The 19,030-nt window shown below is 73.5% G+C and carries 21 protein-coding genes; 11 read left to right on the top strand and 10 right to left on the bottom strand.

Annotation, left to right across the window (positions count from 1 at the left end):
• Window positions 1–95: 95 nt before the first annotated feature.
• The 5 genes from GXW83_RS29605 (at window position 96) to GXW83_RS29585 (ending at window position 4,301) form a co-directional block, all read left to right on the top strand.
• A complete protein-coding gene (locus GXW83_RS29605; RefSeq protein ID WP_225447323.1) occupies window positions 96–1,202 on the top strand; it encodes a YihY/virulence factor BrkB family protein in 1,107 nt (368 codons plus the stop codon).
• Window positions 1,203–1,280: 78 nt separating this feature from the next.
• A complete protein-coding gene (locus tag GXW83_RS29600) occupies window positions 1,281–1,976 on the top strand; it encodes a response regulator transcription factor (protein WP_182446101.1) in 696 nt (231 codons plus the stop codon).
• Window positions 1,973–3,451: a HAMP domain-containing sensor histidine kinase gene (locus GXW83_RS29595; RefSeq protein ID WP_225447322.1), complete on the top strand. Its 1,479-nt coding sequence runs from the start codon at window positions 1,973–1,975 to the stop codon at window positions 3,449–3,451. The genes GXW83_RS29600 and GXW83_RS29595 overlap by 4 nt, the downstream gene beginning before the upstream one ends.
• A 155-nt stretch (window positions 3,452–3,606) precedes the next feature.
• Window positions 3,607–4,053 (top strand): hypothetical protein, encoded by a 447-nt coding sequence (locus GXW83_RS29590; RefSeq protein ID WP_182446100.1) that lies wholly within the window; start codon window positions 3,607–3,609, stop codon window positions 4,051–4,053.
• Window positions 4,054–4,055: 2 nt separating this feature from the next.
• Window positions 4,056–4,301, top strand: a complete 246-nt coding sequence (locus tag GXW83_RS29585) for a hypothetical protein (RefSeq protein WP_182446099.1) — start codon at window positions 4,056–4,058, stop codon at window positions 4,299–4,301.
• An 18-nt stretch (window positions 4,302–4,319) separates the two neighbouring features.
• Here the strand turns inward: GXW83_RS29585 and GXW83_RS29580 are convergent, their stop codons facing one another.
• Window positions 4,320–5,504, bottom strand: coding sequence for a D-alanyl-D-alanine carboxypeptidase family protein (locus tag GXW83_RS29580; RefSeq protein ID WP_182446098.1), 1,185 nt, complete (start codon window positions 5,502–5,504; stop codon window positions 4,320–4,322).
• Window positions 5,505–5,610: 106 nt separating this feature from the next.
• On the opposite strand from GXW83_RS29580, the gene GXW83_RS29575 reads away from it, so the two are divergent.
• On the top strand, window positions 5,611–5,886 hold the full coding sequence (locus GXW83_RS29575; protein ID WP_182446097.1) for an SCO4848 family membrane protein: 276 nt from the start codon (window positions 5,611–5,613) through the stop codon (window positions 5,884–5,886).
• 103 nt (window positions 5,887–5,989) lie between these two features.
• Here GXW83_RS29575 and GXW83_RS29570 read toward each other — a convergent pair whose 3' ends face one another.
• From GXW83_RS29570 to GXW83_RS29545, 6 genes are all read right to left on the bottom strand, one after another.
• Window positions 5,990–6,769: a succinate dehydrogenase iron-sulfur subunit gene (locus tag GXW83_RS29570; RefSeq protein ID WP_182446096.1), complete on the bottom strand. Its 780-nt coding sequence runs from the start codon at window positions 6,767–6,769 to the stop codon at window positions 5,990–5,992.
• Window positions 6,769–8,523 (bottom strand): succinate dehydrogenase flavoprotein subunit, encoded by a 1,755-nt coding sequence (gene sdhA / locus GXW83_RS29565; RefSeq protein ID WP_182446095.1) that lies wholly within the window; start codon window positions 8,521–8,523, stop codon window positions 6,769–6,771. Before sdhA ends, GXW83_RS29570 begins: the two co-directional genes overlap by 1 nt.
• Before the next feature lie 28 nt (window positions 8,524–8,551).
• The gene (locus GXW83_RS29560) at window positions 8,552–9,007 is read right to left on the bottom strand and encodes a succinate dehydrogenase hydrophobic membrane anchor subunit (RefSeq protein ID WP_182446094.1); all 456 of its coding nucleotides are present in this window, start codon (window positions 9,005–9,007) and stop codon (window positions 8,552–8,554) included.
• Between the two features lie 8 nt (window positions 9,008–9,015).
• Window positions 9,016–9,393 (bottom strand): succinate dehydrogenase, cytochrome b556 subunit, encoded by a 378-nt coding sequence (gene sdhC, locus GXW83_RS29555; RefSeq protein WP_182446093.1) that lies wholly within the window; start codon window positions 9,391–9,393, stop codon window positions 9,016–9,018.
• A 274-nt stretch (window positions 9,394–9,667) separates the two neighbouring features.
• Window positions 9,668–10,252, bottom strand: coding sequence for a 2-oxo-4-hydroxy-4-carboxy-5-ureidoimidazoline decarboxylase (locus GXW83_RS29550; RefSeq protein WP_182446092.1), 585 nt, complete (start codon window positions 10,250–10,252; stop codon window positions 9,668–9,670).
• 225 nt (window positions 10,253–10,477) lie between these two features.
• Window positions 10,478–11,245 (bottom strand): SDR family oxidoreductase, encoded by a 768-nt coding sequence (locus GXW83_RS29545; RefSeq protein ID WP_182446091.1) that lies wholly within the window; start codon window positions 11,243–11,245, stop codon window positions 10,478–10,480.
• 305 nt (window positions 11,246–11,550) lie between these two features.
• Between GXW83_RS29545 and GXW83_RS29540 the strand changes: the two genes are divergently transcribed.
• From GXW83_RS29540 to GXW83_RS29530, 3 genes are all read left to right on the top strand, one after another.
• Window positions 11,551–12,771 carry an amidohydrolase gene (locus tag GXW83_RS29540; protein ID WP_370466799.1) on the top strand — a complete coding sequence of 407 codons (1,221 nt, stop codon included), beginning with the start codon at window positions 11,551–11,553 and terminating at the stop codon, window positions 12,769–12,771.
• Window positions 12,772–12,913: 142 nt separating this feature from the next.
• Entirely contained in the window at window positions 12,914–13,300 is a 387-nt protein-coding gene (locus GXW83_RS29535) for a cytidine deaminase (RefSeq protein ID WP_182447642.1), read from the top strand.
• A gap of 92 nt (window positions 13,301–13,392) precedes the next feature.
• Entirely contained in the window at window positions 13,393–14,673 is a 1,281-nt protein-coding gene (locus tag GXW83_RS29530) for a thymidine phosphorylase (RefSeq protein WP_182446089.1), read from the top strand.
• Between the two features lie 12 nt (window positions 14,674–14,685).
• Here GXW83_RS29530 and GXW83_RS29525 read toward each other — a convergent pair whose 3' ends face one another.
• A complete protein-coding gene (locus GXW83_RS29525) occupies window positions 14,686–16,062 on the bottom strand; it encodes an MFS transporter (RefSeq protein WP_182446088.1) in 1,377 nt (458 codons plus the stop codon).
• A gap of 110 nt (window positions 16,063–16,172) precedes the next feature.
• Here GXW83_RS29525 and GXW83_RS29520 point away from each other — a divergent pair, with 110 nt between their 5' ends.
• Window positions 16,173–17,117 carry a LysR family transcriptional regulator gene (locus tag GXW83_RS29520; RefSeq protein WP_225447321.1) on the top strand — a complete coding sequence of 315 codons (945 nt, stop codon included), beginning with the start codon at window positions 16,173–16,175 and terminating at the stop codon, window positions 17,115–17,117.
• A gap of 174 nt (window positions 17,118–17,291) precedes the next feature.
• Window positions 17,292–17,723 carry a hypothetical protein gene (locus GXW83_RS29515; protein WP_182446086.1) on the top strand — a complete coding sequence of 144 codons (432 nt, stop codon included), beginning with the start codon at window positions 17,292–17,294 and terminating at the stop codon, window positions 17,721–17,723.
• A gap of 95 nt (window positions 17,724–17,818) precedes the next feature.
• Here GXW83_RS29515 and GXW83_RS29510 read toward each other — a convergent pair whose 3' ends face one another.
• Entirely contained in the window at window positions 17,819–18,013 is a 195-nt protein-coding gene (locus tag GXW83_RS29510; RefSeq protein ID WP_182446085.1) for a PspC domain-containing protein, read from the bottom strand.
• 320 nt (window positions 18,014–18,333) lie between these two features.
• On the bottom strand, window positions 18,334–18,948 hold the full coding sequence (locus GXW83_RS29505; RefSeq protein WP_225447320.1) for a VanZ family protein: 615 nt from the start codon (window positions 18,946–18,948) through the stop codon (window positions 18,334–18,336).
• Window positions 18,949–19,030: the final 82 nt, after the last annotated feature.

Here is a 19,030-nt window from a genome sequence, read left to right as displayed (position 1 = left end):
TCGTCAGCCCCGGCCGCCGGACGCTCCGACACGAGCCCCCGCGCCCCGCCTCCGGCCCCGCCGCCGGCGGTCCGAACCCATGGAGGTGCGGTGACATGGACTGGTTGACGCGGCTGCCGATGATCGGCCCGGTGGCGGCCTGGGTGCTGAAGTCCCGTCCCTACCGGGTGTTCGAGCACTTCAACGACGTCGGCTCGAACCAACTGGCCGGGGCCGTCACCTTCTTCGGCTTCCTCGCGCTGTTCCCGCTGCTCACCGTCGCTATGGCGGTCGCCGTCAGCGCCCTCAGCGGCAGCCAGGTGCGGCACTTCCAGGACCGGATCGAGGACCAGCTCCCCGGGCTGGCCAACGCCCTGGACCTGGACGCGCTGGTGCGCAACGCCGGGACGGTCGGGGTGGTCGGCGGAGCGCTGCTGCTGGTCTCCGGGCTCGGCTGGGTCAACACCACCCGGGTCTCCATCCGCACCGTGTGGCGGCTGCCGGCCGAGCCCGGCAACCCGGTGCTGCGCAGGGTGCTGGACGTCGGCGTGCTGCTCGGCCTCGGCCCGGTCGCCGCGGTGTCGCTCGGCGCGTCGGCGCTCACCAGCGCGCTCACCGGGCAGCTCGCCCACTGGCTGGGGATCCAGCACTCCAGCGTCGGCCGGTTCCTGCTCTCGGCCGCCGCGGTGCTGATCGCCATCGGCTCGGACATGCTGCTGTTCGCGTACGTACTGGTGGGGCTGCCGCGGATCGGCGACCAGCGCCGGACGGTGGTGGCGCAGGGCGCGCTGATGGGCGCGGTCGGCTTCGAGCTGCTGAAGCAGCTGCTCTCCGCCTACCTCAGCGACGTCGCCCGCAAGAGCGTCTACGGCGCCTTCGGCACCCCGGTGGCGCTGCTGCTGTGGATCAACTTCATCTTCCGCTGGCTGTTCTACTGCACCGCCTGGACCGCCACGGCCGACCCGGACGCCGCCCGCCGACGCGCCCTCGACCGCGCCCAGGAAGCCTGGCAGTCCGCCACCGAAGCCACCCCCACCCCCGCGCCCGCACCCTCACCTTCGCCCGCCCCGCCGTCCCCCTCTCCCTCTCCCTGCCGCACCCGCCCGCTCCCGCCCCCGCGCCCGGCCGCCCTCCTCGCCGCCCTCGCCACCGCCTTCGCCACCGGCGCCGCCACCACCCACCTCGCCCACCGCCGCCGCCACCCCACCCGCCCCCGGGGCTGAGCGGGGATCCCCTGGGCCGCCCTTACCCGGGTCTGAGAGGGTGCTCTGGGCTCGGGCGAGTGGAAGTGGGCGAGGGCGATGGGTGAGCGGCACGGCAGGGTGCTGGTGGTGGACGACGATGCGGCGATCCGGCGGTCGCTGGAGCGGGGGCTGCGGCTCAGCGGGTTCTCGGTGGAGCTGGCGGAGGGCGGGGAGGCGGCGCTGGCCGCGCACCGGGGGTCCGCGCCGGACGTGCTGGTGCTCGACGTCTCCATGCCGGACCTGTCCGGCACCGAGGTGTGCCGGCGGCTGCGCGCCGCCGGGGAGGAGACGCCGGTGCTGATGCTGTCCGCGCTGGACCAGCTGGACGACCGGCTGGCCGGGCTGCAGGCAGGGGCCGACGACTACCTGGTGAAGCCGTTCGCGCTGCAGGAGCTGGTGCTGCGGCTGCACGCGCTGCTGCGCCGCAGGCCGCCCCGGCCCAGCGACCCGCTGCGGGTCGGCGAGCTGACCGTCGACCCGCACACCCGCGAGGTGCTCTACCAGGACCTGCCGGTCGGCCTCACCCGGCGCGAGTACGAGCTGCTGGAGGTGCTGGCCCGCAACGCCGGGATCGTGCTCACCCGCGACCAGCTGCTGGAACGCGTCTGGGGCTACGACTTCGACGTCCGCACCGACGTCGTGGACACCTTCGTCAGCTACCTCCGCCGCAAGCTCGAAGCGGGCGGGCGGCCACGGCTGGTGCAGACCGTGCGCGGGGTCGGCTTCGTGCTGCGGGCCGGTGGCGCGCGATGAGGCTCTCCACCCGGATCGCCCTGGTCACCGCCGCCCTGGTGCCGGTGCTGGTGCTGCTGTCCGGGGTGCTGCTGCTGGGCCTGGTCAACCGCGACCTGCACAGCGGGGAGGACGGCCGGCTGCGGCAGCGCGCCGCCGCCGCGCTGCCGGACGCCCGGACCGTCCTGCGCGCCGCCGACGACGGGCGCTCCCGGCAGGAGGCCAACCAGCAGCACCGGCTCACCGCCGCCGCGCTGGACGTCGGCGTGCGGGTCACCACCGCCTCGGGAACCACCCTGGTCAGCGAGGGCGGGCAGCCCGACCCCTCGGTGGCGCTGCCCGTGCCCACCGGCAACCCGGTGACCGTGCTCGCGGACGGCACCGGCTGGCGGGCGCTGGGCCAGCCGGTCGCCGCCGCCGGGGGTCAGCCCGCGGGCACCCTGTGGCTGTTCTCGCCCGCCTCCGCCGTCAAGGACGAGGCGGCGACCGTGCGCCGCCGCATCCTGCTGGTCGCGCTGATCGCCGCCCCGGTCGGCGGCCTGCTGGCGTTCCCCATCGCCGAACTGGCCGCCCGCCCGCTGCGGCAGTTGCAGCGCCGCACCAGCGGGCTCGACCCGGACGACCCGGCCGCCCGGCTGCAGCACCGGCCGACCCGGGTCACCGAGGTGGACGACCTGGCGCTGACCCTGCAGACCGTGCTCAGCCGCTACGACGACCAGGCCGCCCGTACCGCCGAGGCGCTGGAGACCGCCCGGGCCTTCGCCGCCTCCGCCTCGCACGAACTGCGCACCCCGCTGATGAGCATGCGCACCAACCTGGACGTCCTGGCCCACCCCGACCTCGCCCCGCAGGACCGCGCCGAGGTGCTGGACGACCTCCAGGCCGAGCACGCCCGCATGCTCGGCCTGCTCACCGCGCTGCGCTCGCTGGCCCAGGGCGACCTGGTCCAGGCCGACGCCTTCACCGCGCTGGACCTCGCCGAACTCGTCGAGGCCTCGGTCGCCGACGCCCGCCGGCTCCGCCCGCACGCCGACATCGAGGTCAGCTCCGCGCACTCGCTGCGGCTGCACGGCTGGGAGCCGGGCCTGCGGATGGTGGTGGACAACCTGATCGGCAACGCCCTGGTCCACGGCGCCCGCCGGGATCCCCGCCAGGGGCCGCCGCCACGGGTCTGCGTCAGCCTGCGCCGCAGCGGCGGCGAGGCGCTGCTGACCGTGGACGACACCGGCCCCGGCATCCCCGCCGACCAGCGCGAATCCGTCTTCGCCCGGTTCCGGCGCGGGCCCGGCAGCCCCGGCTCGGGGCTGGGCCTGACCCTGGTCGCCCAGCAGGTCGCGCTGCACCACGGCACGGTGCGGATCACCGACCCGCCCCCGCCGCCCGGCTGGACGCAGCCGCTCGGCACCCGGGTCGAGGTACGGCTGCCGCTGGCCCAGGAGCCGGCCGCCGCGGCCACCCTGCGGCTGCGCCGCGACTGGCTGGCCTACCGGCCCTGATCCCACCGGCCCTGACCCCGCAACCGGCCCTGACCTGCGGTGATGCGGGCCGGGGTCGAGCCGGGGTCCGCCACAGGGTTTCCACAAGGATCCCTCCTAGCCTCCTGGGCAGACGGGGCGTCAACCGCGTCCCGACGAGCAGGAGGAGACCTCCCATGTCCATCCGACGAACCTCCGTCGTCTCGGGCGTCGCCGCCCTCGCCCTCGCGGGGTCGCTGCTCGGTGCGAGCGCCCCGGCCTTCGCCGCGAGCAGCCCGGCGGCCGGGAGCACGGCGGTCGGGAGCCCGGCCGCGAGCAGCCCCGCCGCCGGGCCGAAGTCGGACGGGGCCCACGCCGTCTGCCTGCGGGCCGGCCGGGTGCAGCAGCGCATCACCCGCGACCTCGCCCGCCTGGACGGCCCGGCCACCGAGGTCGGCTCGGTCGCCCGGCTCTCGCAGCGCGTCCAGGACGCCAAGAACGCCGGTCACACCGCGATCGAGACCTATCTGCAGGACCGGCTGACCTACCGGCAGTCGCTGGTGCCGATGCTGCACCAGCGCCAGTCCGACCTGGCCTCGGTGAAGACCTGGTGCGCCGCCAACGACAACGGCAAGGACAAGTGACGATGCGCCGGACCACCGCCCTGGCCGTGGCGGCCTGCGCCGCAGCGGCCCTCGCCCTCACCGGCTGCTCCGGCCACGGCAGCCAGGCGGCCACCGTGCCCGCGGGCGCGGCTGCCACCGGCGGACCGGCCGCAGCCGCCACCGGCGGGCCGTCGGGCAGCCTGGCGCAGCAGATGGCGCAGAAGGTCGCCGCCGCCGAGAGCGCCGCCGGCGCGGCCGAGTCGGACGCCACCACCGACCCGAAGTAGCAGCCTGCGGGCGGCGGGTCAGCCGGTGCGGCGGCGCCTGCGCACCACCAGCACCGCGCCGGTGGCGATGGCCAGGGCCGCGGCCCCGCAGGCCGCCGTCCAGCCGAGCGTGCCCGGGGCGTTGCCCGCGTCCGACGCGGTCAGCGCCCCGGCGCCGGGACGCTTGGAGCCGGGCACCCTGCCCCGGTGCGCCCCGGCCGCCGAGGGCGCCGCCGGGGCCGGGTTCAGGCTGCCGACCGGGCGTACCCGGCCGTCGGCGGCGAAGCCCCAGTCCAGCAGCTCCCGGGCCTCGCCGTAGACGGCGTTGAACTTGCCGCTCTGCGGGTTCATCACGGTCACCAGGATCGTCCGGCCGCCCCGCCGGGCCGCCACCACCAGGGTGTTCCCGGCGTTGGTGGTGTAGCCGTTCTTCACCCCGATCAGTCCCGGATAGCGGCTGACACCGTCGATGCCGGACAGCATCCGGTCGGTGTTGTCGATCTCGAAGGGCTTGTTCCGGGTGCTCGGCCCGCCGGGGAACTCCGCCGAGGCCGTCGCGCAGTACGCGGCGAACTGCGGGTTCCGCAGCCCGGCCCGGGCGAACAGGCTCAGGTCGTACGCCGAGGAGACCTGTCCGGGTTCGTCGTAGCCGTCCGGGGTCACCACATGGGTGTCGTCCGCGCCCAGCGCCCGCGCCTGCGCCTGCATGGCGGTGACGGTGGCCGGTACGCCGCCGTTCATCGCCGCCAGCACGTGCACCGCGTCGTTGCCGGAGCGCAGGAACACCCCCAGCCACAGGTCGGACACCTTGTAGGTCTGCCCGGGCACCACCCCGACCTCGCTGCTGCCCTGGCCCATCCCGGCCAGGTCCGCCGCGGTCACCAGATGGGTCTCCGAGGCGGGAATCCTGGGCAGCACGGTGTCCGCGAACAGCGTCTTCAGCGTGCTCGCCGGGGGCAGCTGCCAGTGGGCGTCCTTGGCCGCCAGCACGTCGCCGCTGCCGGCGTCGGAGACGATCCACGCCAGCGCCGACAGGTCGGCCGGCAGTGCCGGGGAGCCGGGCAGCGGCTCGCTGCGCACCCCGGCGAGGGCCAGTTGGGCGCCGCCCACCGAGGACATCACGGCGGGCGGACGGGGGGCCGCCTTGGCGGAGGCCGGGGCGGCGGCGGAGGCGGCCGAGGCCGGGCCGCCGAGGACCACCGCGGCGCACAGGGGTGCTGCCATCCATACGAGACGATTGTCTAGACGCACGGACCGACGGTACCCGATCCATCGGATCGCTCACCGGACCCGCCGGAAGACCCCCGGTCGGCCCTCTCATACTGGGGGCATGAAACTGAGCCGCCGCGCCTCCTGGTTCCTGACCGCCTTCGGTGTCTGGAGCGTCTGGATCTGGGTGACGTTCTTCAAGAACCTGTGGGCCGACGGCGAGGGCCTGGCCTTCGTCCACGGCGACCACTCGCGCCCCACCGCGTACTTCTGGATCCATGCCACCCTCGCGCTGACCTCGCTGGTCCTCGGCGTCATGGTCGGCTGGGTGGGCGTCCGCGCGCTGCGCTCCCAGCGCGCCGCGGCGGCCCGGGCGGGCGAGGCCGCGGCGGAGTAGCGCACGGCCGACGCACATGGCGAAGGCCCGCCGTCCGGTTCCACGGGACGGCGGGCCTTCGTCGTTCGAGCAGGTCAAGCAGGTCGAGCCGGGCGGGCAGGGCTCAGAAGCGGCGCGTCACCAGGGCGCGCTTGACTTCCTGGATCGCCTTGGTGACCTCGATACCGCGCGGGCAGGCGTCCGTGCAGTTGAAGGTGGTGCGGCAGCGCCACACACCCTCGCGGTCGTTCAGGATCTCCAGCCGCTGCTCCCCGCCCTCGTCGCGCGAGTCGAAGATGAAGCGGTGGGCGTTGACGATGGCCGCCGGGCCGAAGTACTGCCCATCGTTCCAGAACACCGGGCAGGAGGTGGTGCACGCCGCGCAGAGGATGCACTTGGTGGTGTCCTCGAAGCGCTGCACGTCCTCCTCCGACTGGATCCGCTCCCGGGTGGGGGCGTTGCCGGTGGTGATCAGGAACGGCATGACGTCGCGGTACGCCTGGAAGAACGGGTCCATGTCCACGACCAGGTCCTTGAGGACCGTGAGCCCCTTGATGGGCTCGATCGTGATCGGCTTCTCCGGGTTGACGTCCTTGATCAGCGTCTTGCAGGCCAGCCGGTTCTTGCCGTTGATCCGCATGGCGTCCGAGCCGCAGACGCCGTGGGCGCAGGAACGGCGGTACGTCAGCGTGCCGTCCTGCTCCCACTTGACCGTGTTGATCGCGTCCAGGACGCGGATCTTGGGGTCGACGGTGAGCTGGTAGTCCACCCACACCGCGTCCGGGTGCTCCTCCGGGTTGAACCGGCGGATCCGGAGGGTGATCGTGACCAGCTCGACCTTGCCGGACTCGGCGGCGTCCAGGCCGGCCGAGTGGTGCGGGGAGTCGATCGTGGGGGTGCTCATCAGTACTTACGCTCCATCGGCTGGTAGCGGGTCACCACGACCGGCTTGTAGTCCAGGCGGATGCTGTCCTTGCCGTCAGCATCCACCTCGCGGTACGCCATGGTGTGCTGCATGAAGTTGACGTCGTCGCGCGTCGGGAAGTCCTCGCGGAAGTGGCCGCCGCGGGACTCCTTGCGGGCCAGCCCGGACACCGCCGTGACCTCGGCCAGGTCGAGCAGGTTGCCCAGCTCCACGGCCTCCAGCAGGTCGGTGTTGTAGCGCTTGCCCTTGTCCATGACCGAGATGTTCTTGTAGCGCTCCTTCAGCGCGGCGATGTCCGCCACCGCCTGCTTCAGGGTCGACTCGGTGCGGTACACCATCGAGTTGGTGTCCATGGACTGCTGCAGCTCGATGCGGATGTCCGAGACCCGCTCGGTGCCGTTGCCGCTGCGGATCCGCTCCAGCTGCTCGACCACCAGCGCGGCCGGGTTCTCCGGCAGCTCGACGAAGTCGGCGGTCGCCGCGTACTCGGCGGCGGCGATGCCCGCCCGGCGGCCGAAGACGTTGATGTCCAGCAGCGAGTTGGTGCCCAGGCGGTTGGCGCCGTGCACCGACACGCAGGCCACCTCGCCCGCCGCATACAGGCCGGGGACGACGGTGTCGTTGTCCTTCAGCACCTCGCCCTGGACGTTGGTGGGGATGCCGCCCATGGCGTAGTGCGCGGTCGGCTGGATCGGGATCGGGTCCGTGTAGGGCTCGATGCCGAGGTAGGTCCGCGCGAACTCGGTGATGTCCGGGAGCTTGGCGTCCAGCTGCTCCGGCGGCAGGTGGGTCAGGTCCAGGTAGACGTGGTCGCCGTCGAGGCCGCAGCCCCGGCCCTCGCGGATCTCGGTGTAGATCGCGCGGGAGACGACGTCGCGCGAGGCGAGGTCCTTCATCACGGGGGCGTACTTCTCCATGAAGCGCTCGCCGTGCTTGTTGCGCAGGATGCCGCCCTCGCCGCGGGCGCCCTCGGTGAGCAGGATGCCCATCCGCCAGATGCCCGTCGGGTGGAACTGGAAGAACTCCATGTCCTCCAGCGGCAGCCCGCGCCGGAAGGCGGCGGCCTGGCCGTCACCGGTCAGGGTGTGGGCGTTGGAGGTGACCTTGAAGAACTTGCCGTTGCCGCCGGAGGCGAAGATGACCGACTTCGCCTGGAAGACGTGCACCTCGCCGGTGGCCAGCTCGTAGGCCACCACGCCGGCGGTGCGGGTCTGCCCGTCCACCTCGCTGAGCAGCAGGTCCAGAACGTAGAACTCGTTGAAGAACTCCACGCCCTCCTTGACGCAGTTCTGGTAGAGGGTCTGCAGGATCATGTGTCCGGTGCGGTCCGCGGCGTAACACGAGCGGCGCACGGCGGCCTGGCCGTGGTCGCGGGTGTGCCCGCCGAAACGGCGCTGGTCGATCCGGCCCTCGGGCGTCCGGTTGAACGGCAGGCCCATCTTCTCCAGGTCCAGGACGGCGTCGATGGCCTCCTTGGCGAGGATCTCGGCGGCGTCCTGGTCGACCAGGTAGTCACCGCCCTTGACCGTGTCGAAGGTGTGCCACTCCCAGTTGTCCTCCTCGACGTTGGCCAGTGCGGCGGCCATGCCGCCCTGGGCCGCGCCGGTGTGGGACCGGGTGGGGTAGAGCTTGGTCAGCACAGCGGTGCGGCTGCGCTTGGTCGACTCGATGGCCGCGCGCATCCCGGCGCCGCCTGCGCCGACGATGACGGTGTCGTACTTGTGTACCTGCATGTCTGTTGGCTGCCTCGTCCGTCCGCGCTCAGCTGATTGTCGGGTCGAAGGTGAAGATGACCAGGCTGCCGAGCAGCACGGTGAAGACCGTGGCGGTCACCAGCAGCACCTTCAGCCAGAACCGGGTGGTGTCCCGCTCCGCGTAGTCGTTGATGACCGTGCGCATGCCGTTCGCGCCGTGGAGCATCGCCAGCCACAGCATCAGCAGGTCCCAGACCTGCCAGAACGGCGAGGCCCAGCGGCCGGCCACGAAAGCGAAGCTGATCTTCGAGACCCCGCCGTCCAGCAGCAGCTGGATGATCAGGTGGCCGAGGACCAGGAAGACCAGCACGATGCCGGACAGGCGCATGAACAGCCACGCCAGCATCTCGAAGTTGGTCCGGGACCTGCGTCCGGTCCGCTTGGTGCGGGTGCGGGGCGGCTCGATCAGGAAGGCGCCGGGGTCGGCGGCCTCGGTGAGCTCGATGTTGCTGTCGATAGCCATTTCTCGCCTCACCCGAACCAAGTGCGGAGGGTCACGCGCAGGATCGGGTAGAACGCACCCGCCATGAGGAGGACCCACAGGGTAACGACCGACCAGAGCATCTGGCGCTGGTACTTCGGGCCTCTCGCCCAGAAGTCCACCGCGATGACGCGCAGGCCGTTCAGCGCGTGGAACAGGATGGCGGCCGTGAGGCCGTACTCCATCAGGTTGACGGGCCAGGTCTTGTACGTCGCAATGACGCTGTTGTACGCCTGCGGGGAGACGCGTACGAGAGCGGTGTCGAGGACGTGGGCGAACAGGAAGAAGAAGATGAGGACACCGGTGACTCGATGAGCCACCCACGACCACATGCCTTCCCGGCCGCGGTACAGCGTTCCAGCCGGCACGGAAAACCCTCCGGAAGCGGGGCGGGGGCTCGTCCGGCATCAGCGTCGGTCGGCCCGGCCGGGTATGGTCCACCGGCCCTCGCCATCGTAGCCACGCTGCGGCGTTGCCAGCCCGCCGGGGGTCTACCCTGTGATCAAAGAGCCTCGTGCGGCCTAACCCGGGGCCGTGACCTGTCAACTCCCGGGCGGCTCCCACCCGGGATTCTGTCGTGATTCCCACCCGATCCGGGCCTTCCGCCCTGGTGCGGATGTGTCAGAGATCACCCCGGACGTCTCACGTTGCCGCCGAGGCGTGAGACGCGACCAGGTGCTCCAGCCGGCTCAGCGCGATCCGCCGCAGTTCCTCGGCGGTGGTGCTGCGCTCCTCGTCGTGGTCGCTGGCGAGCCGCTCGCGCAGGCTGACCAGCACGCGGTCCAGCATCTCGTCGGCCGGGCAGTCGTCCAGCGAGACCACGAAGACATGGCCGAACCGGGCCTCGTAGGCGGCGTGGGCCGCCCGCAGCGCGGTGTGCGCCGCCTGGCTCCCGGGGGCCCGCACCCCCAGCAGCGGCTGCGGCATGCAGCTCTCGTCGGCCAGCGCCTCGGTGAGGTCCGCGAAGGACATGTCGTACGACGCCTCGCTGGCGGCGGCCAGCAGCGCCGAGGTGTCGGGGTAGGGGCGGTGCGCGGCCAGCCGCAGCGCCCAGCGGCGGCTGCCGCAGCAGGCCAGCAGGGCCTCCTCGGCGGCGCCGGGGGTGGCCTGGTTCAGCCTCTGCAACCCGGTTGTCGCGGCTTCCGGCTGGGCCGGAATGTCACTGGCCAGGGGGTCCTCCTCGGTCGACGGTTGCAGGAAGGGCGCGGAGCGGCGACGGTAGTGCATTCTCACCGTGGTGCCCTGTCCTGCGTGCGACGGCTGCGACGGCGTGGTGACGCGTGCGGTTCCGTGGTGCGGAGGCTCCCGTACGGGTGACGAGGGCCCCGGAGGCCTTCTGCCGCAAGGCAGACCGGGCTTCGGGCAGTTCCCTGCCCAGGACAAGGATTCACTCGAATTGGCTATCAAGTCGAGACTCTTGCGGCCGAATGATGGGACGGCCGCGCCGGGCCGTCAGCCCTCGCGGTGCACCTTGTGCGCGGCGGCCTGCGCGCGCGGGCGCAGCACCAGCAGGTCCACGTTGACGTGCGGCGGGCGGGTGACCGCCCAGGCGATGGTGTCGGCCACGTCGTCCGCGGTCAGCGGCTCGGCCACGCCCGCGTACACCGCCGCCGCCTTCTCGGCGTCGCCGCCCAGCCGGGTCAGCGAGAACTCCTCGGTGCGCACCATGCCGGGGGCGATCTCGACGATCCGGATCGGCTGGCCGACCAGCTCCAGTCGCAGCGTCCCGGCGATGGCGTGCTCGCCGGCCTTGGCCGCGACGTAGCCGCCGCCGCCCTCGTACGGGACGAACGCGGCGGTCGAGGAGAGGACCACCACCACGCCGTCGCCGCTGGCCCGCAGCGCGGGCAGCAGCGCCTGCGTCACGTGCAGCACCCCGATGACGTTGACCTCGAACATCCGCCGCCAGTCGGCCGGGTCGCCGCTCTCCACGCTGTCCGCACCGTAGGCCCCGCCGGCGTTGTTGACCAGGACGTCCACCCGCTCCAGCGAGGCGGCGAAGGCGTCCACGGCGGCCCGGTCGGTGACGTCCAGGGTGTGTGCGCAGGCCCGGCCGCCGGCCGCGGTGATCTCCTTGGCCAGCGCCTCGATCCGCTCGGTCCGGCGGGCGACCAGGGCCACGCTGAAGCCCTCCTCGGCGAGCCGCCGGGCGGTGGCCGCGCCGATGCCGCTGCTGGCGCCGGTGACCACGGCGACCCTGTTGCTGAAACGACCCGCCATCAGTGCTGCTCCTCCGGTCTCGTACAGGTGCCCGGGCCATCGTAGGCAGCGGGGCGCCGTGGGCGGCGGAGCGGTGGCCACCGGGCCGACCGGGGTGATCCAGATCACGCCGACGCGGCCGTGCCCTTTGCCGGGCGAGCTCGTTGGCCGGGTGTCCGACGAGCGGATCATGGGGAGGCGGTAACGGGATGTCATACCCATCAGGGGGCGGCGTATGCGCCGTGCGGGCGACTTCATCCCCGTCCGGCGGTACTTTTTCCGGTGATCGCCTGCCCCGCGCGCCACTCGGCCGTAGCCTTGTCGGGGTGAGCCATCCTGTTGACGTTCCATCCGTCCCGGCAGCCCCCTTCGACCACGGCAGCCGCGTCCGCGCGCTGCTGCCGGAGCTGATCGGCATCCGCCGCGACCTGCACATGCATCCGGAGCTGGGGCGGCAGGAGTTCCGCAGCACCGAGCTGATCAGGGCCCGGCTGGAGCAGGCCGGGCTCGCCCCCCGGGTCCTGCCCGGCGGGACGGGCCTGATCTGCGACATCGTCCCCGAGGGCACCCCGGCCGGTACGCCGCTGACGGCGTTCCGGGCCGACATCGACGCCCTGCCGATCGACGACGCCAAGCCCGCCTCCGTGCCCTACCGCTCCACCGTCCCCGGGCGGGCGCACGCCTGCGGGCACGACGTCCACACCGCGATCGTGCTGGGCCTCGGGCTGGTGCTGGCGGAGGCCGCCGGGTCCGGCGCGCTGGCCCACCCGGTGCGGCTGCTGTTCCAGCCCGCCGAGGAGGTCATGCCCGGCGGGGCGCTGGACATGATCGCGGCCGGTGCCATGGAGGGCGTCGGCCGGATCTTCGCCGTGCACTGCGACCCCAAGGTCGAGGTGGGCCGGATCGGGCTGAAGGTCGGCGCGATCACCTCCGCCTGCGACCGGCTGCTGGTCACCCTGGACGGCCCCGGCGGCCACACCGCCCGTCCGCACCTGACCACCGACCTGGTGATGGCGGTCGCCAAGACCGCCGCCGAGCTGCCCAGCGCGCTGGGCCGGCGGATGGACCCGCGCTGGGGCGTCAGCCTGGTGTGGGGCCGGATCGCCAGCGGCTCGGCGGTCAACGCCATCCCGCAGCACGCCGAGCTGGAGGGCACCGTCCGCTGCCTGGAGCTGGAGGGCTGGCGGGAGACCCCGGGCGCGCTGGAGGAGCTGGTCGGCCAGGTCGCCGAGACCTACCGGGCCAAGTGGGTGCTGGACTACCACCGAGGTGTGCCGCCGGTGGTCAACGAGGAAAGCTCGGTCCAGCTGATCGGCGAGGCCATGGAGCGCGGCTTCGGCCCCGGCCGGGTGGAGGGCACCGAGCAGAGCCTGGGCGGCGAGGACTTCTCCTGGTACCTGGAGCACGTGCCCGGCGCGCTGGCCCGGCTCGGCGTCCGGCCGGTCGGCGACACCGCCACCCGCGACCTGCACCAGGGAACCTTCGACGTGGACGAGGACGCCATCGGCGTGGGCCTGGAGCTGTTCGCCCAGCTGGCGCTGGGCTGAGCTGGGATCGGTCGAGCTGGGCTGAACGGTCTACGCGCGTTACTGTTCGGCAGCGGCGCGCACGCGGGTGCGCGCCGGAAGCGCCGGCAACGGTGACCCGTAGGTGAGGAGGCCCGTCGTGAGCGACGGTCAGCAGCTGAGTGTGGACGCCGTCGACTGGGAGGCGCTGCGCGCCGCGGCCAAGGCCGCGATGGAGCGCGCCTACGCGCCGTACTCCAAGTACCCGGTGGGCGCGGCGGCGCTGGTGGACGACGGCCGCACGGTCAGCGGCTGCAACGTCGAGAACGCCTCCTACGGGGTGACCCTGTGCGCCGAGTGCGGGCTGGTCTCCGCCCTGCACGCGAGCGGCGGCGGCCGGCTGACCGCCTTCACCTGCTGCGACGGCAGCGGCGCGGTGCTGATGCCCTGCGGCCGCTGCCGGCAGCTGCTGTGGGAGCACGGCGGCCCCGACCTGCTGGTGGAGTCGGTCTCCGGGATCAGGCCGCTGTCGGAACTGCTGCCGGACGCCTTCGGTCCGGAACGGCTGTAGCGCCTTCCATCGGCGCGCGTGACGCGCGTAGAGTTGCCCGGCCGGTCGCTGTACCGCCGGTCGCACCGCCCGAACCCGCCGAGGAGCCCTCCATGGACGCCGTCTCCGTCATCCGCGCCAAGCGCGACCGCGCCGAACTGACCGACAAGCAGATCGACTGGGTCATCGACGCCTACACCCGCGGCGAGGTCGCGGACGAGCAGATGTCGGCGCTGGCCATGGCGATCCTGCTGAACGGCATGGTGCCGCGCGAGATCAGCCGCTGGACCGAGGCGATGATCCGCACCGGCGTCCGGATGGACTTCTCCTCGCTGCCGCTGCCCACCAGCGACAAGCACTCCACCGGCGGCGTCGGCGACAAGACCACGCTGCCGCTGGCCCCGCTGGTCGCCGCCTGCGGCGCGGCCGTGCCCCAGCTCTCCGGGCGCGGCCTCGGCCACACCGGCGGCACCCTGGACAAGCTGGAGTCGATCCCCGGCTGGCGGGCCGCGCTCAGCAACGACGAGATGATGACCGTCCTGCGCGACACCGGGGCCGTCATCTGCGCCGCCGGCGACGGCCTGGCCCCCGCCGACCGCAAGCTCTACGCCCTGCGCGACGTCACCGGGACGGTCGAGTCCATCCCGCTGATCGCCAGCTCCATCATGTCCAAGAAGATCGCGGAGGGCACCGGCGCGCTGGTGCTGGACGTCAAGGTCGGCACCGGGGCCTTCATGAAGTCCCTCGACCAGGCCCGGGAGCTGGCCCGGACCATGGTGGGCCTGGGCACCGCCGCCGGAGTCAACACCGTCGCGCTGCTCACCGGGATGTCCGTCCCGCTCGGCCTGACCGCCGGCAACGCCCTGGAGGTCCGCGAGTCGGTCGAGGTGCTGGCCGGAGGCGGCCCCGCCGACCTGGTGGAGCTGACCGTGGCCCTGGCCCGGGAGATGCTCGCCGCCGCCGGGGTCAGCGGCAAGGACCCGGAGACCGCCCTCAAGGACGGCTCGGCCATGGACCACTGGCGCCGCATGATCACCGCCCAGGGCGGCGACGTGGACGCCCCGCTGCCAGTCGCCCGCGAGCAGCACGTCGTCACCGCCCCGGCCACCGGGGTGCTCACCGGCCTGGACGCCTACGCCGTCGGCGTCGCCGCCTGGCGCCTGGGCGCCGGCCGGGCCCGCAAGGAGGACCCGGTGCAGGCCGGCGCCGGCGTGGAGATCCACGCCAAGCCCGGCGCCGAGGTGACCGCCGGCCAGCGGCTGCTGACCCTGCACACGGACACCCCGGAGCGCTTCGCCTACGCCCTGGAGGCCCTGGAGGGCGGCATCACCGTCGACGCCCCGGGCACCCCCTACACCCCCGAACCCCTCATCCTGGACCGCATCGCAGTCTGACCGGCACCCCCGTCAGCGCGCGGTGGCCAGGACTCTGGTTCGGGTCACCGCGTGGGCGCGGGCGGTGGCGTAGAGGGTGACGGCTGCGGCGAGGGCCATGGCTGCCAGGCCGACGTAGACGGTGTCGGTCCAGCCGCCCGCGTGGTAGGCGCCCGCGCCCAGCGTCCCGCCCAGGCTGTTGCCGAGGTAGTAGGCGGCCAGGTACAGCGCGGACGCCTGGGCCCGGCCGCGGGTGACCGCCCGGCCGACCGAGGCGGAGGCCACGCAGTGGCCGGTGAAGAAGCCCGCGGTGATCAGCACCAGCCCGAGCAGGGCGGTGGGCAGTGAGTCCGGCAGGGTCAGCAGCAGCCCGGCCGAGGTCGTCCCGACGGCCAGGTAGAGCGTGCCGCGGCGGCCGAAGCGGCCGGTGATCCGGGCCGAGAGGGCGGACGCGAACGTCCCCACCAGGTAGACCGCGAAGATCGAGCTGGCCAGGCCCTGCGGCAGGTCGAAGGGCGCGGCGACCAGCCGGTAGCCCATGACCGTGTAGACCGCGCCGAAGACCGTCATGAACAGCATGCCGAGCACGAACAGCCGCCCCAGCAGCGGATTGCGCAGGTGCGAGCCGACCGTCCGCAGCAGCGCCGCCGGATTGATCGGGCCCGGGCGGAAGTGCCGGGCCCGGGGGATGAGCACCCGGAACGCGACCGCGCACAGCAGCGCCAGCACCGCGACCGAGGCCAGCCCCCAGCGCCAGCCGAAGGAGCCGGCGACGATGCCGGAGACCAGTCGCCCGCTCATGCCGCCGATGCTGTTCCCGGCGACGTACAGCCCCATGGCCGAGGCCAGCGCCGAGGGGTGGACCTCCTCCGCCAGGTAGGCCATGGCGGTCGCGGGCAGCCCGGCCAGGGCCACGCCCTGCACCGCCCGGAGCGTGGTGAGTACCGCCAGATCCGGGGAGAAGGGGATGACCGCGGCCAGGGCGACGGCGGTGAACACCGAGCAGGTCATCACCGCGGTCCGGCCGTACTTCTCGGACAGCGCGCTGGCCGGGATCACCGCCAGGGCCAGGCCGATCGCGGCGGCCGAGACGGTGAGGCTGGCCTGCGCCGGGGTCAGCCGCATCGAGGCCGAGAGCGCCGGCAGCAGCGCCTGGGTGGAGTACAGCAGCAGGAAGGTCGCCAGGCCCGCGCCGAACAGCGCCAGCTGGGTGCGGCGCAGGCCGCGGCTGCCGGGCAGGTGGCGCAGGTCCGCGTCGGGCGCGGATGCCGATGCGGGCGCGGGCGCGGGGGTCGGCTTCGGCGCGGTGTGGGGAAGGGAGGTCGGGGGAGCGGCCTGGGCCGCGTCGGCAGGGGAGACGGGGGCACCCGGCTGCTGCTCGTCGGATGCCCCCCTGGTCGCAGAGGGCATGCACCGAACGTAGATCCGCCGCTTTGATGCGTCCAATGCATGGAACGGCGATGATTGATGCTGTGAGGAATGAACACAGGTCAGCGCGGGAGCTGCAACAGCACCGAGACATGGACGTCACAGCATCGTCGACTGCGGAGCTGTCGCCGCAGGCCCCGGCGGTGCTGCTGGCACCGCTGCTGGCGCAGTTCGCCGCTGTCGCCCGGCTGGAGCATGTGACGCGCGCCGCAGCCGAGTTGGGCATGCCGCAGCCGACCCTGAGCCGGGCCGTGGCCAGGCTCGAAGCCGAGCTGGGGGTCGCGCTGCTGGCCCGGGAGGGGCGTACGGTACGGCTGACCCGGGCCGGTGAGGTCTTCCGGACGGCCGTGGAACGCGCCCTGGGCGAGGTCGAGCGCGGCGCCGAGGCGGCCCGGGCCGAGGCCGATCCGGTCGCCGGGCGGGTGGCCTTCGGCTTCCTGCACACCATGGGCTCGGAGGCGGTGCCGATGCTGCTGCGGGGGTTCCGGGTGGAGAACCCCCGGGTGCGGTTCCAGCTGGTGCAGGACTACACCGACTCCATGCTGCAGCGGCTGCGCGGCGGCGAGCTGGACCTGTGCCTGGTGTCGCCGCGCCCGGAGGGCCCGGAGCTGACCGCGCGGCGGCTCGGCGAGCAGCGGCTGCGGCTGGTCGTCCCGGCCGAGCACCGGCTGGCCGGGCGGCAGCGGGTACGGCTGGCGGAGGTCGCCGGGGACGCCTTCGTGATGCTGGAGCCCGGGTACGGGCTGCGCCGGATCACCGACACCCTGTGCACCGAGGCCGGGTTCACGCCGCGGGTCTCCTTCGAGGGCGAGGAGGCCGAGACGCTGCGCGGGATGGTCGCGGCGGGGCTGGGCGTCGCGGTGCTGCCCCCGGCGACCGCGCCCCGGCCGGAGGTGGCCGAGCTGCAGCTGACCTCGCCGGGCGCGCGCCGGGAGCTGTCGCTGGTGTGGGTGACGGGCCGTCCGCTCACCCCGCCGGTCCAGGCATTCCGCTCCTACGTGCTCTCGGTGCGGGACCAACTTCCCTTGCACAGTTGAGCATTGCCGCTGTGGCGGCGCTCCGGGCGGCGGGCGCCGCTCATCCGATCAGGGGACACCGATTTGGGTGAGTCGGCACCACGTGGATACGTTGTGCGGCACGTCGGACACGCGGAGTAGCCATCCGTGGACCGAACGCTGTCCCCACTCGAATCCCGACGCGAGGAATCCGCCATGAACAAGGCAACGCTCAAGGCCGCCGGTACCGCCGTGCTCGGCGTGGCGATCGCCGCAGCCGCGATCACTCCCGCCGTCGCCGCCGAGCAGACCGGCACCCCGCTGACCGGCCTGCCCACCAGCGGCGTCCCGCTCCAGGGCCTGGCCAAGGCCCCGCTGGCCGACGGCGCGCAGGCGCTCACGTCCAGGAGCGGCAGCGTCCACGAGGTGACCGGGACGGCGCAGGACCTGGTCGACACCGCCGCCCCCTCGGTGCAGCAGGCCTCGCAGAACCTCCCCGGGCTGCGCGCCAAGGCCCCCACCACCCGCGGCCTCGGCGGCGCCCCGAGCCTGGGCAGCCTGCCCGGCGCGGCGAGCCTGCCGGCCCTGCCCGCGGCGGGGGCGCTGGGCGCGCTCGGCGGCCTGCCGGTGCACTCGCCCCTCGGCTGACCGGCACGGCCGGAGCGGAACGCGGTCGGAGCTGGAACGCGGTCGGACCCGCCTCCCCCCGGAGGCGGGTCCGACCCGCTGTGCGCGCCGCGGCCTCACGATTCCTGCGGCAGCAGCACCCACAGCGCCAGGTAGACCAGGAACTGCGGGCCGGGCAGCAGGCAGGAGGCCAGGAACAGCAGCCGGACGGTGAGCGGGGCCAGGCCGAAGCGGGCGGCTATCCCGGCGCAGACGCCGCCGATGACGCGGTTGTGGCGGGGGCGGCGCAGGGTGGCGGCGGTGGCGGTCATGGCAGGTCTCCCGTTGGTCGTCCGAAGGCGGTCCTTCGTGCTGCCTCAAGCCTCCCGCCCGGCCCGGCCCCGGGCGTCAGCCCGGACGACGATCCACCGCCCCCAGCCGCACCGCCTCGGGGATGACCCGGCGTGGGGGACGGCTCGGGGGTCAGCTCAGGGATCGCCTCGGGGGCGGGGTTGGGGGTCGGCCGCGCGGGGCGCTACTGCGCGAGCCCGGGTGTGGGTGCCGGGGCCGTCGGCACGCGGGCCGCCCGTGCGGGGGGTGTCTGTGCGTGGGGCAGTCAGCGCGCGGGGCGCTTCTGCGGGCTGCTCGGGGGTCAGTGGGGGGAGGGGGCGATTTCGAAGGTGGGGCGGAGGGGCGGGGTTGCGCGTAGGCGGTCGCGGCGGCGCAGGGTGGCTCGGGCCGCCGGGACGACGAGCAGGTGCACCAGGCCGATGCCGATGCCCGCCAGGAGCACGTCGTCCACGTCCAGCAGGTGGCTGCTCAGGGTGGACTGCAGCAGTTCCACGCCGGTGGCGACGAGCAGGCCCGCGAAGACGGTGCGCAGGAAGGACGGCAGCAGGGCCGCATCCCGGCGTCCGCCGGCCAGCGGCAGCAGTACCCCGAGCGGGGCCAGCTGCAGCAGGCCCCGGAGCAGTTCCAGGTAGGCGTGGGCGGTGCCGACGGTCAGTTCGGAGCGGACGGTGGCGAACGGGGTGAGGTTGGTGTCGGCCATCCACGCGGCCGAGATCGGCCGGAACGCCAGCCAGAGCACCAGGCCCAGGTGGACGGCGATCAGCAGCAGGCCCAGTCGGCGGCTGCCCGGGTTCACGTCGGCCGGATCGTCCGGGACTGCGGCTGTGGCTGTGGCGGTGTCGGTCCGGTCCGGGCCGGTCGGGTGGTCGTCGACATGGCCCGGTCTGACTGACCTGTGGCCGATTCCCGTACCCACGACGGTGCCTCCTCGATGCACGCCGAGAAGGACGCGCAACGTCGTCATTGCGGTTCCCCCGCCTGGGCCGGGGGCTGAACTC

Origin of the sequence: Streptacidiphilus sp. PB12-B1b (assembly GCF_014084125.1) — a bacterium.
Classification (GTDB): domain Bacteria; phylum Actinomycetota; class Actinomycetes; order Streptomycetales; family Streptomycetaceae; genus Streptacidiphilus.
Note: the sequence above shows the minus strand (reverse complement) of the source record. Positions and strands in the feature narration are given on the sequence as shown.

Coding starts and splice junctions, on each gene's coding strand:
- GXW83_RS29525 (WP_182446088.1), bottom strand. CDS start 16,062: ATGCCCTCTGCGACCAGGGGGGCATCCGACGAGCAGCAGCCGGGTGCC.
- GXW83_RS29520 (WP_225447321.1), top strand. CDS start 16,173: ATGGACGTCACAGCATCGTCGACTGCGGAGCTGTCGCCGCAGGCCCCG.
- GXW83_RS29530 (WP_182446089.1), top strand. CDS start 13,393: ATGGACGCCGTCTCCGTCATCCGCGCCAAGCGCGACCGCGCCGAACTG.
- sdhA (WP_182446095.1), bottom strand. CDS start 8,523: ATGCAGGTACACAAGTACGACACCGTCATCGTCGGCGCAGGCGGCGCC.
- GXW83_RS29575 (WP_182446097.1), top strand. CDS start 5,611: ATGAAACTGAGCCGCCGCGCCTCCTGGTTCCTGACCGCCTTCGGTGTC.
- GXW83_RS29570 (WP_182446096.1), bottom strand. CDS start 6,769: ATGAGCACCCCCACGATCGACTCCCCGCACCACTCGGCCGGCCTGGAC.
- GXW83_RS29580 (WP_182446098.1), bottom strand. CDS start 5,504: ATGGCAGCACCCCTGTGCGCCGCGGTGGTCCTCGGCGGCCCGGCCTCG.
- GXW83_RS29515 (WP_182446086.1), top strand. CDS start 17,292: ATGAACAAGGCAACGCTCAAGGCCGCCGGTACCGCCGTGCTCGGCGTG.
- GXW83_RS29560 (WP_182446094.1), bottom strand. CDS start 9,007: ATGGCTATCGACAGCAACATCGAGCTCACCGAGGCCGCCGACCCCGGC.
- GXW83_RS29590 (WP_182446100.1), top strand. CDS start 3,607: ATGTCCATCCGACGAACCTCCGTCGTCTCGGGCGTCGCCGCCCTCGCC.
- GXW83_RS29595 (WP_225447322.1), top strand. CDS start 1,973: ATGAGGCTCTCCACCCGGATCGCCCTGGTCACCGCCGCCCTGGTGCCG.
- GXW83_RS29550 (WP_182446092.1), bottom strand. CDS start 10,252: ATGCACTACCGTCGCCGCTCCGCGCCCTTCCTGCAACCGTCGACCGAG.
- GXW83_RS29585 (WP_182446099.1), top strand. CDS start 4,056: ATGCGCCGGACCACCGCCCTGGCCGTGGCGGCCTGCGCCGCAGCGGCC.
- GXW83_RS29545 (WP_182446091.1), bottom strand. CDS start 11,245: ATGGCGGGTCGTTTCAGCAACAGGGTCGCCGTGGTCACCGGCGCCAGC.
- GXW83_RS29605 (WP_225447323.1), top strand. CDS start 96: ATGGACTGGTTGACGCGGCTGCCGATGATCGGCCCGGTGGCGGCCTGG.
- GXW83_RS29600 (WP_182446101.1), top strand. CDS start 1,281: ATGGGTGAGCGGCACGGCAGGGTGCTGGTGGTGGACGACGATGCGGCG.
- GXW83_RS29510 (WP_182446085.1), bottom strand. CDS start 18,013: ATGACCGCCACCGCCGCCACCCTGCGCCGCCCCCGCCACAACCGCGTC.